Raw genomic sequence first — 13652 nt, 5'->3', positions numbered from 1 at the left:
GGCGCGGCCACCCGGAGTGTGCTACGCATCGCCCGGCGATCCGGCGCGGCCCGTGACCGCCGGGGCGCGGCCCGGCGCCGTGCCGGATCCGGCGGCCACGAAGGGCAGGCTCCCGAGGCGTGGAGCATCGCGGCGGGCCCGGGCAAGCGACATGTTCAGATAAATTGCGTCGCCTTCTGTTCGTATCCGCGACACCCCCCTACAGTGGACCGCGACCCCCCGACATGTGTCCTTCCCCACATGCCGGTTCACTGGCTCCCGGAACGTCCAGCGCAGCGTGTTCCCCACCGTCGAGCCGGAAGGGCCGGGTCAGTGACGCAGGCGTTCCAGTCCCCCGGCTTCGCCGCGTTGGCGGCCGACCGCGCGGTCGAGACGCGGCTCGTCGACGAGCGCTGGCAGGCGGTCGCCTGGGACCTGGGGACGGGTCGGCGCCGGGTGGTCACCGACCGACCGGGGGGCGTCCACCTGAGCGAGATCGAGCCGGACGGCGATGCCATCTGGTGGTTCGACGCCGACGGTGCCGGGGAGGGGCGGTGGCAACGCGAGCCGTTCGCCGGCGGACCGGGCGGCGCGGCACTGCACGGCGTGCCGCACGGGCGGGCGTACGGCGTCGCCTTCGACCGGACGGGCTCGCTCGCGGCCGTGGCCGTCGGTGTCCACGACGCCTCGCACCTCTATGTCGGGCCGCCTGCGGGCGAGGCGCGACCGGTCGGTTCGGCGCCGGGGTACCTGGGCCTGGCCGACCTGTCGCCGGACGGTCGACTACTCGCCCTCGGCGGGCGGCCCGACGGGGACGACGCAGCGGTCCTGTGGCCGACGGACGCTCAGTCGGGCAGTCCGTTACGGCTCGCCGGGGACCGGCGACTGCGGCTCTGGCCGATCGAGTTCAACCCGCTCGCGCTACTCGAACCGGAGCTGCTGCTGGTGGTCGAGGAGGACGAGCGGTACACCGTCGCGACCTGGCGGGCGGGCGCGGGGCTGAGCAGGTACCCGAGGCTGTCGTTCGACTCGCAGATATCGGCCGGCTGGTACCGGGGGCCGCGCGGGGTGCTGATCCAGCACGAGCGGGCCGGGCGGAGCCGGCTGCTGCTCGCCGACCTCGACCCGCCGGTGGGGTCGGGGGCGGCGCGGCCGGGGCCTGCGGGCCGGGCAGCGGTCGGCCGGGCAGCGGTGGGCGGCGAGACGGCGGGCCAGGGGGTGAATGCCGACCAGGAGCCGGCCGAACAGGCCCCGACCGCCCGGGAGATCGACACACCCGGCGGCACGATCCACGACCTCTCCTGCGCCCCGGACGGCACCCTGCACTGCGTCTGGAGCCGGGAGTCGACGCCGCCCCGCCCGCTGGTCCTGCGCCCCGGCACGGAGGTCGCGGACCACACCGAACCGGAGCAGGGCGACACCTCCCGCAGCCGGCGCTGGACGCCCCGGCCGTACGGGAGGATCCACAGCTTCGTCAGCACCCCCGTCGGCGGGGGCCCGTGGCCGACCCTCTTCCTGGTGCACGGCGGCCCCGCCACCCACGACCGGGACTCCTACGACCCGCGGGTGAACGCCCTGGTGGGCCACGGCTACGCGGTGGTGCGCACCAACTACCGCGGTTCCACCGGCTACGGCGCCCGCTGGCAGCACGAGTACGGCCACCGGGTCGGGCTGGCACAGATCGAGGACCTGGCCGCCGTCCGCGCCGAGCTGGTCGCCGACGGCACGGCGCTCGCGGAGCGCACCGGCCTGTGCGGATTCTCCTGGGGCGGCTACCTGACGCTGCTGGCGATCGGTGCGCAGCCGGAGCTGTGGTCGCTCGGCATGGCCGCCCAGCCGATCGCGGACTACCCCGCCACCTACCGCACCACCACCCCCGCGCTGCGCGAGCTCGACCGGCAGCTGTTCGGCGGGACCCCGGACGAGGTGCCCGAGCGCTACCGCGCGGCCGACCCGCGATCCTACGTGCACCAGGTCCGCGCGCCCGTCCTGCTGGCCGCCTCCCGGACCGACGAGCGGTGCCCGCCCGACCAGGTGGCCCGGTACGCCGCGGACCTGCGCCGGCTGGCGGTGCCGCACGAGCTGCTCTGGGTGGACGGCGGGCACTACAGCAGCCGGACCGCCGACCACCGATCCGTGCTGGCCGCGATGGTCCGGTTCGCCGGGCACGCCTGGCCGGCACCGCTCCCCCGAGCACCCCGGGGCAGTCGTCCCGGGGTACCCGCCGATCTGACGGAAGGAGGTGAACAACCATGAAGCGACGCAGCATCCAGAACGACCCGATCAGCACCCCGGAGCGTGACCGGGGCGCCGTCGTGGTCCAGAACTTCGCGCTCGACATCACCAAGGCCACAGCGGTCGCGCCTGCCCTCAAGGGGCAGCCGAAGCCGAAGCCTGAACTCAAGGGCAAGTGACCCACGGTCGCTCCGGGGCATCTGCGGTGCCCCGGAGCGACACCTCGCCGACCGCCTGCGGACAACAGAAGTGGCCATCATGCGTATCGTCCTGCTGCACATGCCCTGGGGCGCGATCGACGTGCCGTCGCTGGCGCTCGGGATCCTGCACACCGCCGCCGCACGCGCCGGCCATCAGGTCGAAGTGCGGTACGCCAACCTAGACTTCGTGGACTGGGCGGCCTCGACCGCGGGTTTCGGCGTGGACGACTACCAGTACTTCTCCGAGAAGTCCTACTTCCAGGGCGCGGGCGACTGGGCGTTCGCCGGTGCGCTGTACGGTGACGACGGCCCGGCCCCCGGCGTCGACGGCGGCCTCGACGGCGACGGCAACGGCGCCGGCGACAGCGATGTCGAGTTCGCGAGCTACTTCGAGCACCTCGCCGCCAACGGCGCGAGCGAGCAGGACATCGCCCTGACCCGGGCCACCCGCACGATCGCCCCCGCCTTCATCGACCGACTGGTCGACGAGCTCGCCGCCGACCCACCGGACCTGGTCGGCTTCACCACCACCTTCCAGCAGAACACGGCGAGCCTCGCCGCCGCGAGGGTGCTCAAACAGCGGTGCCCGCAGGTGCGCACGGTGTTCGGGGGCGCGAACTGCGACGGTCCGCAGGGCGCCGCGCTGCACCGCAACTTCCCCTTCCTGGACTACGTGGTGCGCGGCGAGGGCGAAGCCGCCTTCCCGGCGCTCCTGGAGGGCGGCGACCTCTCCGCCGTCCCCGGGCTGTGCTGGCGTGACGACTCCGGGACGTCGACGGCCAACGAGATGACGAAGCGCCCGCTGCCGCCCTCGGCGATCCTGACGCCCCGCTACGACGGCTTCTTCGAGCGGCTCGACGCCTCCGTCGCGGCCGGCTGGGTCGATCCCAAGCTGGTCCTCGAAGGCTCCCGGGGCTGCTGGTGGGGCGAGAAGCACCACTGCACCTTCTGCGGGCTCAACGGCTCCTCGATGGAGTTCCGCTCCAAGCCGCCGGCGGACTTCCTCGCCGAGGTGCTCACGCTCGCCGAACGCCACCAGCTACTGGACGTCTACGTGGTCGACAACATCCTGGACATGGGCTACTTCGACACCGTCCTGAAGTCGCTGGCCGAACTCCCGGTCGATCTGCGCCTGCACTTCGAGATCAAGGCCAACCTGCGCCGCCACCAGTTCCAGCTTCTCGGCGACTCGGGCGCGGCCCAGGTGCAGCCCGGCATCGAGAGCCTGAGCACCCGGGTCCTGCGGATCATGGACAAGGGGGTGACGGGCTGCCAAAACGTCCGCGCGCTGCGGGACGCGCAGAGCGCCGGGGTCTCGGTCAGCTGGAACTACCTCTACGGCTTCCCGGGCGAGCAGCCGGCCGACTACGAGTCGGTGATCGGCCAACTTCCCGTGCTGCACCACCTGGACCCGCCGACCGGGGCGGGACGGATCGCGATCGAGCGGTTCAGCCCGTACTTCGACCGCCCCGAACTGGGTTTCGCGATCACCCGGCCGGCCTTCCAGTACCGCGCGACCTATCGCCTTCCCGAGAGCGAACTGGCCCAACTGGCGTACGTGTTCACCGCACCGCCGCGCGGGATCGGCGGCGACCTCGCGGAGCGTCTGAGCGCGGCGGTGGACACCTGGATCGCGCGGTTCCCCGACAGCCGGCTCAGCTACCGGGACGCGGGCGGGCGAATCGTGCTCGTCAACACCCGGCCCGGGTACGACTGGCGGGTGGTCGAGCTGACCGATCCGGTGGAGCTCGCCGCCTTCCGGCTGCTGGCCCAGCCCCGCTCGACCGCCACGCTGGCCGCCAAGGTCCCCGGCGGCGCGGCGGCGGTCCGGCCCGTGCTGGAACGCTTCACCGCGCTGGGCCTGCTGTTCCACGACGGGGACAGCTTCCTTCAGGTCGCCGTCGAGTCCGACAACCAGGTGCTGATGCGGATGCAGCACCGGCACGGCCCGGCCGCCGCCCGTCCTCGTACCGAGGAGGTGCTCGATGCCGTCACGATCGGCTGAACGGACCGACGCCGCCTGGCGCGCCGCCGACCCGGAGGTCGAGCTCTGGCTCGACTACGACCCGGCCGCCAGGGAGTTGCCGGGCTTCGCGCTCGGTCGCCGCACCCTGTCCGGCCCGGCGCAGGCGGAGGTGACCGAGCTGCACCGGGCCGGGGTCCGCTGCCTGCGGCTGACCGAGCCGGTCCGGCTCTGTGCGGACGCGCCGGCGGCCTCCGCGCGGGCGCTGATGCTGCTGCGCGAGGCGACCGGACAGGGGCTGGCCGTGCTCTGGCAGGCGGTCTGCACGGACGGCTGCGCGGCGCGGCGCCGCTTCCACCACCTCTACCCGCCCGAGCGGTTGACCGGCGCACCGGAGGACGTCGTCGCCGACTGGCGCGCCACGTACTTCCCGAGCAAGTGCGTCTTCCGGCGCGGCCCCGGCTTCGTCGAGGTGCGCGACCGCCGGTTCGGGATGCTGGAGCTGTTCACCATCGACGAGCCGGGCCACCTGGCACAGGTGGACGCGCTGGCCGAGGGTGTCGAGATCGGCCGGCTGCCGGACGCCGTCCACCAGGACTTCGCCGTGGCCGGTCTGATCGCCGAACAGGCGGGCCGCGCGTGGTTCCTGCCCATGCGGGTCCGCCGCTGGCCCTTCCCGTCACTGACCGTGTAGTTGCGAGAGTTCGAGTCCGAGGAGAGATCCATGACCACCGCGGTCGACGACGCCGCCTCACGGATGTCCGCCTTCATCCGCGACCCCTACCCCACGCTCGCCCGGATCCGCGAGGCCGGCGCGGTCTCCGTCGTGGAGTTCGGCGAGGGCCTGCCGGTCTACCTGGTGACGCGTTACCAGGACGTCCGGGCCGCGCTGATGGACCCGCGGTTCGGGCAGGACGTCCGCCGCAGCCAGGCGATCGCGAGCGGGCGGGGCTCCGGCCTGACGCTCGGCTCGGAGGTCGTCCACATGCTCAACAGCGACCCCCCGGACCACACCCGGCTGCGCCGGCTGATCCAGGGCGTCTTCACCCGCCGGCGCGTCGATCAGATGCGACCGCTGGTCGAGCGCATCACCGACGGCCTGCTCGACGGCTTGCGCGGGCGGGAGACCGCCGACCTGGTGACGGACTTCGCCTTCCCGCTGCCGATCATGATCATCTGTGAGCTGCTGGGCTTCCCCCCGGAGGACATGCAGGACTTCCGCACCTGGTCGACGGCGATCCTGACCCAGGGCGGGGACATGTCGTTCCACCAGGCCACCACCGAACTCAACGACTACTTACGGGAGTTGATGAAGGACCGACGGGCGGCGCCGCGCACGGACATCCTGACCGACCTGGTGCAGGCGTCCGACGCCGGCGAGCTCACCGAACAGGAGGTGTTCTCGATGGTCTTCCTGCTGCTGATCGGCGGTCACGAGACCACCGTCAACCTGCTCGGCACCGCCACCCTGGCACTGCTCCACCACCCCGACCAGCTCGCCCGTCTGCGCGCCGACCCGGCGGCGATGCCGGTCGCGATCGACGAGTTCCTGCGCTACGAGTCCCCGGTGAGCATGGCCACACTGCGGTTCACGAACGCCGACGTGACGGTCGACGACGTGGAGATCCCGGCGGACGAGCTGGTGCTGCTCTCGCTCGGCGCGGCCAACCGGGACCCGGCTCGCTTCACCGATCCCGACCGGCTGATCCTCGACCGGGGCGATCCGGGCCACCTGGCCTTCGGGCAGGGCCTGCACCGGTGCCTCGGTTCCTTCCTCGGCAAGCTGGAGAGCGAGGTCGCGCTGACCGGCCTGCTGGAGCGCTTCGAGCGGATCGAGCTGGCCGCCGCGGAGGAGACCCTGCCCTGGCGCAACACCATCATGCTGCGCGGCCTGGAGTCGCTGCCCGTCTCGCTCGATGGCTAGCGGCGCGGGGACGGGCGGTACGGGGACGGGCGGCGCGGGGACGGGCGGCGCGGGGACGGGCGGCGCGACGGGGCTGTTGCGGTTCCGCCCCCGGATCGGCGTCGCGCCGCTGCGCTCGCGCGGTTACCGGCTGCTGGTGATCGGGCAGGGCACCTCGGAGTTCGGCAACGCGTTCCAGGTGGTCGCCCTGCCACTGCTGGTCTACTCCCTCGCCGGCGGCGCCCGCCAGTTGAGCCTGGTGGTGGCCGCCTACGGCGCGGGACGGCTGGCCGCCACCCCCCTGGGCGGGGTACTCGCCGACCGGTTCGGCGCCTGGCGGGTGATGCTGGCCGCCGACCTCCTCCGGCTGCTCGCCACCGCCGGGCTGTGCGCGGTCGCCGCCGGCGGGGCGGCGGAGTTCCTGCTGATCGGCGGGCTCGCGCTGCTGGTCGGCCTCGGGGCCGGGGTGTTCCTGCCGGCCGCCTGGGCGATCACCCCGACCCTGCTGCCCGCCGAGGACCTCCACGCGGGCAACGCACTCAGCAGCACGGTCACCTTCGGCGCCGGTCTGCTCGGTCCGGCGGCGGCCGGCCCCCTGGTCGCCTGGCTGGACCCGGCCGCCGCACTCGGCCTGGACGCGGCGACCTTCGCCGTGTCGACCGTCACGCTGCTGCTCATCGGTCGCGGCAGCCTCGCCGCACCGCCCCGACCGATCTCCGAACGTTCGTCCGTGCCGAGGAACTTCCGCGCCCTGCTGCGGGAATCGCCGCTGCTGCGCGCCGTACTGACGGTGACGGTGATCGCGAACCTGACCGTGGGCGGCGCCACCAGGGTCGCCCTGCCGACCCTGGCCACCGACGGCTTCGCCGCCGGTGCCGTCGGGCTGGGCATGCTGCTGGCCGCGTTCACCGGCGGTGCCCTGGTCGGCGGCCTGTTCGCGGCCGGTCTCACGGAGTTGCGCTCGCGGGGCCGCACGGCGATGCTCTCCGGCCTGGTGATGGGTGCGGCGATCGGCCTGGTGCCGTTCACCGGCCTCGTCGGCGCGGTGCTGCTGCTCTGCGTGGCCGGCGGCGCCAGCACGGTGACCAACGTCCTGGTCGTCACCGGCGTGCAGAAGAACACCCCGCCCGCGCTGCTGGCCCGGGTCATGGCGGCCATCACCTTCTGCGCGCTGGGGGTCTTCCCGCTGTCGGTGATCGCGGCCGGCGCGGCGGTGGAGGCGTTCGGGAGCCGGGGGGTGTTCGCGACGACCGGGCTCTGCCTCCTGGGCGCGTTCGGGTACGCGCTGACCAGGCGCGAGATCCGCGCGCTGTGAGGCCACCACCCCCGCCGGCGTCGCCCGTCGACCGGAACGGTTTGCCCGGCCCTCTTCCGCACCGCGTACGGCAGGAACTCCCTCGACGGCGAGGGCGGCCCGCCGGGGCCGCGGATGTGAACCTGCCGCCCCTCGGCCCCGGCCGGTAGCCACCTTTTTGTGGGTACTGGGCAACGACGTGCGGCGCGACGAGACTGGTCCCCAGAAGGACGGAAGGAGATGACAGCGGGTCAGGAGGCCGACAGTTCGACCTGTTCGACCTGTCCGACCCGTCCGGCCTGCTCCGCCGTCATGCGGTCGAGGCGCTCGTGGCCCAGGTCGGAGACCGGGCCGAGGGCGTCGGAGAGCCGGCGGCCGAAGTCGGTCAGCGAGTAGACCGTCTTCAGCGGAAGGACGTCGTGCACCTCGCGGTGCACCAGGCCGTCGGACTCCATCTCACGCAGGGCCTGGGTGAGGACCTTCTCGCTGATCCCGGGCAGCCGTCGACGGATTTCGGCGGGGCGCTGCGGTCCGGCCTCCAGTAGCCAGAGCAGGGACGTCTTCCACTTGCCGTCGATCACGGCAATCGCGGCGGTCACCCCGCACACGTTCGGGTTCACGGCCTGGCTGCGCGTCATCTCTTCCCCCCGGGGTCGTCGTTGTCCACCACCATGTCTACAGGAGATGAAGTATGCCCACCAACCACACCCTGCCCACCGTCACCGTGCTCGGCCTCGGGCCGATGGGACGCGCCCTGGCCGGTGCCCTCGTGGACGCCGGCGTCCGCACCACGGTCTGGAACCGCACCCCGGGGCGGGACGCCGCGCTGGTCGCCCGGGGCGCGGTGAGCGCGGCCACGGCGGAGGAGGCCGTGGCGGCGAGCGAGCTCACGGTCATCTGCGTGGTGAACTACGACGCCTCGGACGCCGTGCTGCACCGTGAGGAGGTCGGGGCCGCGCTCAAGGGCCGGGCGGTGGTCAACCTGACCGCCGACTCGCCGGACCGGGCCCGGTCCACGGCCGCGTGGGCGGCCGAGCACGGCGTCGAGTACCTGGACGGCGCCATCATGACGCCGGCCCCGAGCATCGGCACGCCGGAGGCGGTCTTCATCCACAGCGGGCCGGCCGACCTCTACGAGCGGTACGCGCCGGTGCTGGCCGTGTTCGGCGGTACCCACACCCACCTCGGCGAGGAGATCGGCCGGGCGGCCGGCTTCGACATCGCGCTGCTGGACATCTTCTGGACGACGATGGCCGGGTACGTGCACGCGCTGGCACTGGCCAGGGCGGAGGGGATCAGCGGGCGGGAGCTGGCGCCGTTCGCCCAGGGGATCGGTGCGATCCTGCCGCCGCTGTTCGCGGAGTTCGCCGAGGACTTCGACAGCGGCAGCTACTCGGGCGCGATCAACCCGCTCACCTCGGGGGTCTCCACCATGGCCCACGTCGTGCACACCGCGGAGTCGCACGGCATCGAGTCCGGGGTGATGCGCGCGGCCGAGGGCCTGGTCCGCCGGACCGTCGCCCTCGGCCACGGCGAGGACGGGGTGAGCCGCCTCGCCGAGGTGCTGGGCCGACGCTGAACCCCGGCGGACCGGCCCCCCGGCCACCCGCGCGCGACAGCAACCCCGAGGGCCCCGGACCCGAGCGGGCAGCACCACCAGCTCGGCGAGGAAGACCGGGCCGACCCCACCGGCCCGACCCTGCCGCGGCCGGTGGCCGAGCGGAAAGGCCCGTGCCGGGCGGAGGTCCGACCTCCGCCCGGCACGGGCGTGATGCGCGGGTCGGGTCTCAGACCGCCGTGGTGACGCTGAGAATCCACCGCTGGTTCGCGCCGCCGTGGCAGGACCAGATGCCCAGCCCGGTGCCGTTGGTGGTGTCCCAGCCCGGGATCTCCAGGCAACGCTGGGCGAGCGGATTGTACAGCTCGCCGCTGGGGCGCAGCGTCCACTGCTGGCCGCGGGCCCCGACGCACTCGGACATCGCGACCGGAGAGCCGTCCCCGGCCCCGCTCTCGGGAACGGAGAGGCAGGCCGCGCCGGACCGCACCGTGCCGTCCGGGGCGAAGGTGAGCTTCTGGTTCACCCCGGCCCAGCAGTTCCAGACGGCCGGGCGGTGGCCGTCTGCGGTCGTCCCCATGCTGTCGACGCACTTGCTGCCGTTGGAGGCGGAAACCAGCTGGTAGCCGACGGGCCGGTTGGGAACGCCGAGGTTGACGCGCCCGGAGAACTGCGGAAGGCCGTTCGCCGCAGCCGCGCCGCGCAGGACCGTCAGGGTGCCGTCGGCGGCGACCACGTACAGGTCCGGGTGGCCGTCGCCGTCGACGTCACCGGGCGAGTCGACCTTCGGGAAGGCCGAGGAACTCAGACCCAGCGGGAGGACCTCCTGCGCACCGGCCTGCTCGGCCGGGATCCCGGCGTCCCACTTCTGACCGGCGCTGCCGTCACAGTTCCGGATGGCCAGCACGCCGCCGACACCGGTCGCACCTCCCTCCACACCCAGGCAGAGGCCCGAGTGGGGGTTGCGCAGCGCGCCGGTGGACGCCTCGGGCACCCACTTCTGGTTGGCGCCGTTGTTGCAGTCCCAGAGCACCAGCCTGGTGTCGTTGGCCGTGGCGCTGAACGGGACGTCCACGCACTTGCCCAGCACGTGCAGCGAGCCGTCGGTGCCGAGGGTGAACTGCTGGTTTCCCGCGCCGGCGGCGCAGGTCCAGTTGAGCAGCGCGGTCCCGTTCTCGGTCAGGCTGTGGTCGACGTCCCCGCAGAGGCCGGACAGCCCGGAGGCCAGCAGCCGGCGAACGGGCGCCGCGATCGTCGCGGTGGGCGTGCCCTGGGCGTCGAGCGACAGCGGGTAGGTGTGGATCGCGCCCGTGAGGTCGTCCCGGGCCCACAGGGTCGGGGTGGAGCCGACGGAGCCGGGCGGGAGCAGGGTCACGCCGGACCAGTCTCCGGTGCCCAGATCGGTTCCGGTGGCGAACAGGCAGCCTCCCAGTGTGCTGCCGGGGTAGTAGCGCAGCCTGCCGTTCTCCACGGTGATCAGGTTGGGCCGCTTCGCCACGTTGCCGTTCGGGGCCGTGGCGACCATCTGGGTCAGGTGGTTCCAGGTGCTGTCGATGCCCTGCGCACAGGTCGACGAGGTACCGATCGGGGAGATCGCGCGGCGGCTGAAGTGCCCCGCGATGCCGGGCGGCACCGCGGTGGCGTCGTTGTAGTAGACGTAGAGCTTGCGGGTCGCCCTGTTGAAGGCGATCAGGTCGTCCTGGCTCCCCTCGCTCACCGAACCCCGGTGCGCCACCAGGTAGTTGTTCCAGCTGTCGTGCTCGGGGCTCTGGTCCTGGGTGGAGGCGAGCCCGGGCTTGGCGGTGAAGTCGCTGTTGCCCGGCACCAGGGTCAGGGTGCCGTCGGTGGCCTGGGAGAGGAAGTCCGGGGTGCCGTCGGACGTCACGTCACCGGGGCTCACCACGTTCGCCGGGTTCCACGGAGCGTAGAAGTCGTACCGGGCTGCCTGCTGCTGGGTGTTGCCCGCGGCGTCGACCGCGCGGACGAACAGGGTGTGGACGCCCCAGTCGTCACGGTTGAGGTTCACCGGGATGTCCGCGACGGCGGTCCCGTCGGCGTCCGGCCACACCCACATGGTGTTGGCGCCGGCCGGCGGGATGTTGTCGTCGAGCGCGTACTGGAAACCGCGCACGCCGCTCTTGACGCACGCGGCGCGGTTGCATCCGCCCGGGGTGGGGTCGTTGCTGCTGACCCTGATGGTGAGGTTCTGGTCCCCGGCGTGGGCGGTCGGCGTGAGGCCGCTGCCCAACGGTGGGAGGACCGTCGACCGCTCGAACTCGGCGAGCGACGGCGGGGTCAGGTCGACGCCGAAGTAGCAGTACGCCGAATCCGGCCCGTTCAGCAGACCGTCGGTCGCCCGGGCGTTCCACCCGTACTGGTGGCCGTCGGAGACCGGGCTGCCGATGTAGGCCTGTGCCAGGCCGCCCGACCCGATCGGCTGGCTCGCCGGCCAGCCCACGTCCGCCGGGTTGCCGTTGCCGTCGGCGACCATGTTGTCCCAGACGTGGAAGCCGACGACCAGGTTGGTCCCCGGCATCGGCGTGGTGGCGCGCGCGTTGAGGATGATGTTGGAGGAGTTGCCGGCCATGCTGGTCATCCCGATCCAGCCGGGCTGCCCGCCGCCGCACGCCGGCCCTCCGGGGTTCTGCGAGTCGGGGGTGGTGGACATGTCGTAGGGCCGGTCCGGCGCGATGTCGTAGTTCGCCTCGACGTACGGGTTGGTGTTGAACCGCATGAACCCGAGGTTGCCCGCGACCTTGGACTCGTTGCCGAACAGGCCGACGGTCCACCGCGGGATCTGCTGCTGGGCGACGGTCCGCATGGCGTCGGTGACGTTGAACACCACCGGCTTCCAGCCACCGCAGTCGAACCAGGCGCTCTTGGGCCACTGGGTCTCGAAGGACATCTCGACGTTCTGCGGCTGGTGGTTCCAGTCGGTTCCGCCGCCGATGCCCTCGCGCATCCACTTCGCCGTCACGGGCGCGGTGGCATTGCAGTCGTGGTTGGCGCCGTACGTCTCGTACATGATGAGCTTGGCCTCGTTGACGACCATCCGGTTGGTCATCGCGCCGGTGTTGAACTCGTAGTACGACCGCTCCAGGCCGCGGCAGGTGGCCGCGTACTGCTGGTAGCCGACGCCCTGGCCGTTGGCCTGCGGGATGTCGTACTTCGGGGCGCCGGCGCACCCCTCCATGACCTGGGCGAAGTGGTTGGTGCCCATCGGCCCGGTCGGCGTCCATGACGGGTCGATGTACAGCGGCCAGGTCGTGCCGTCCCCACCGAGCAGGCCGGTGTCGGGGGTGAGGGTGACGCCGCCCGGCTCGGCCTTGACGGCGACCGGCCGGACCGTGGCCCCGTTGCCCGGCCCCGCCGAGGACGAGACCGGCGCGCCGGTCGCCGCGGAGTGGGCGACGGCCTCGGTGTCGTCCGGGCCGGCGGCCGGGGCCGCCGCCCTCGGGGCCGCCCCGCGGGCGGAGGCCGTCGCGTCCGCCGAGGGACCGGAGGAGCCGGCGGGAGCGGCGGGGGCCGTCGAGGAGTCCCACATCACCGGAGTGGGGGCGGTGAAGACCGACGTGCCGTCGGCGGCCTTCGCGGCGAGGCCGCCCGCGGTGTCGGCCTCGACCGTGAGGTTCCCGCCCGCGGTGCCCATCCGCAGCGCCTTCAGCCCGGGGTTGGCCGCGGCCTCGGCGTCGCGGACGACCAGGACCTCGCGGACCGCACCCTGCTCACTGACCGTCACGTCGAGGTCGACCCCGGGCAGGACGTTCGCGTACCGCGCGCCGGCGCCGGTCACCACCGGCTCGGGCAGGTCGAACGGAAGCGAGAGCGCGAGGCTCCGGCCGTCCGTGTCCGTGAGCGTGGCCAGCGGCCCCTTGCCGCCGCCGGACAGGACGACGCCGGACGGGGTCGCCTTCGGCGACCAGCTGCCGTCGGCGTTCCGGGCCAGCCCGGCGTCCACCGGCGTCCAGGCGCCGCCCTTCTTGACCCGGGCGGCCTGCAGATGGCTGGTGAGGGTGATCCGGCCGTCCGGTTGCGCGACGGTGAGCGAACTCCCGGTGGTGAGCTCGTCGACGGTCACGGGCTTCCCGGTGGCCTTGGCCTTGAGCCGGGCGGCCTGGAGCGGCCCCCCGGCATCCGGGGCCGGAAGTGCCCCGGGGCGGACGGTCTGTCCCGGTTGCACAGCAAACGGGCGGTCATCGGCGAATGCCGGAACGACGTTTCCGAGCGCGAGTCCGCCGAGCGCGGATATGACGGCAAGGCGGGCCGTCAGCCCGCGCGTCCGAATTCGGCAGAATCGGATGGGTTTCCCCACGGGTTATCCCTTTCAATGAGCTGAATCAGCATCAGAACCCTGCGCGAACAAGGTCGCACGGCGACCGTCAGGCGAACAGGGACTTGACATCGGTGGAGCTCCCCCTTTCACCGACGGCGTCGAACCACCTGGTCAGGTGGGCCTCGCGAAGGGTATTGCGCGGTTCGCACGTCTGGCAATACGGTTCCCGCGCCGCAATCCTGCGGTACAA

Annotated in this window: 9 protein-coding genes; 7 read left to right on the top strand and 2 right to left on the bottom strand. The window is 72.8% G+C overall.

What is annotated here, in order from left to right; translation table 11 throughout:
- Nucleotides 1–312 precede the first annotated feature (312 nt).
- The 6 genes from PUR61_RS04130 (at nt 313) to PUR61_RS04105 (ending at nt 7595) form a co-directional block, all read left to right on the top strand.
- Nucleotides 313–2235: a S9 family peptidase gene (locus PUR61_RS04130; RefSeq protein WP_329875718.1), complete on the top strand. Its 1923-nt coding sequence runs from the start codon at nt 313–315 to the stop codon at nt 2233–2235.
- Nucleotides 2232–2393, top strand: coding sequence for a hypothetical protein (locus PUR61_RS04125; RefSeq protein WP_329875716.1), 162 nt, complete (start codon nt 2232–2234; stop codon nt 2391–2393). Before PUR61_RS04130 ends, PUR61_RS04125 begins: the two co-directional genes overlap by 4 nt.
- 79 nt (nt 2394–2472) lie before the next feature.
- Entirely contained in the window at nt 2473–4419 is a 1947-nt protein-coding gene (locus tag PUR61_RS04120; protein WP_329875714.1) for a RiPP maturation radical SAM C-methyltransferase, read from the top strand.
- Complete coding sequence (locus PUR61_RS04115; protein WP_329875712.1) at nt 4400–5071, top strand: DUF5825 family protein; 672 nt, start codon at nt 4400–4402, stop codon at nt 5069–5071. The genes PUR61_RS04120 and PUR61_RS04115 overlap by 20 nt, the downstream gene beginning before the upstream one ends.
- Before the next feature lie 30 nt (nt 5072–5101).
- On the top strand, nt 5102–6301 hold the full coding sequence (locus PUR61_RS04110) for a cytochrome P450 family protein (RefSeq protein WP_329875710.1): 1200 nt from the start codon (nt 5102–5104) through the stop codon (nt 6299–6301).
- Nucleotides 6294–7595, top strand: a complete 1302-nt coding sequence (locus PUR61_RS04105; RefSeq protein ID WP_329875708.1) for an MFS transporter — start codon at nt 6294–6296, stop codon at nt 7593–7595. The genes PUR61_RS04110 and PUR61_RS04105 overlap by 8 nt, the downstream gene beginning before the upstream one ends.
- A gap of 230 nt (nt 7596–7825) precedes the next feature.
- Here the strand turns inward: PUR61_RS04105 and PUR61_RS04100 are convergent, their stop codons facing one another.
- Entirely contained in the window at nt 7826–8212 is a 387-nt protein-coding gene (locus tag PUR61_RS04100; protein ID WP_329875706.1) for a winged helix-turn-helix transcriptional regulator, read from the bottom strand.
- A gap of 53 nt (nt 8213–8265) precedes the next feature.
- Between PUR61_RS04100 and PUR61_RS04095 the strand changes: the two genes are divergently transcribed.
- Nucleotides 8266–9153, top strand: coding sequence for an NAD(P)-dependent oxidoreductase (locus PUR61_RS04095; RefSeq protein ID WP_329875704.1), 888 nt, complete (start codon nt 8266–8268; stop codon nt 9151–9153).
- A 208-nt stretch (nt 9154–9361) separates the two neighbouring features.
- Here the strand turns inward: PUR61_RS04095 and PUR61_RS04090 are convergent, their stop codons facing one another.
- On the bottom strand, nt 9362–13309 hold the full coding sequence (locus PUR61_RS04090; protein WP_329875702.1) for a ricin-type beta-trefoil lectin domain protein: 3948 nt from the start codon (nt 13307–13309) through the stop codon (nt 9362–9364).
- Between the last annotated feature and the right edge of the window lie 343 nt (nt 13310–13652).

Source organism: Streptomyces sp. BE20, from assembly GCF_036322525.1.
GTDB lineage: Bacteria > Actinomycetota > Actinomycetes > Streptomycetales > Streptomycetaceae > Kitasatospora.
Note: the sequence above shows the minus strand (reverse complement) of the source record. Positions and strands in the feature narration are given on the sequence as shown.

Excerpts from the sequence above, each read along its gene's own strand:
- PUR61_RS04105 (WP_329875708.1), top strand. The coding sequence starts at position 6,294 with ATGGCTAGCGGCGCGGGGACGGGCGGTACGGGGACGGGCGGCGCGGGG.
- PUR61_RS04095 (WP_329875704.1), top strand. The coding sequence starts at position 8,266 with ATGCCCACCAACCACACCCTGCCCACCGTCACCGTGCTCGGCCTCGGG.
- PUR61_RS04100 (WP_329875706.1), bottom strand. The coding sequence starts at position 8,212 with ATGACGCGCAGCCAGGCCGTGAACCCGAACGTGTGCGGGGTGACCGCC.
- PUR61_RS04125 (WP_329875716.1), top strand. The coding sequence starts at position 2,232 with ATGAAGCGACGCAGCATCCAGAACGACCCGATCAGCACCCCGGAGCGT.
- PUR61_RS04115 (WP_329875712.1), top strand. The coding sequence starts at position 4,400 with ATGCCGTCACGATCGGCTGAACGGACCGACGCCGCCTGGCGCGCCGCC.
- PUR61_RS04110 (WP_329875710.1), top strand. The coding sequence starts at position 5,102 with ATGACCACCGCGGTCGACGACGCCGCCTCACGGATGTCCGCCTTCATC.
- PUR61_RS04120 (WP_329875714.1), top strand. The coding sequence starts at position 2,473 with ATGCGTATCGTCCTGCTGCACATGCCCTGGGGCGCGATCGACGTGCCG.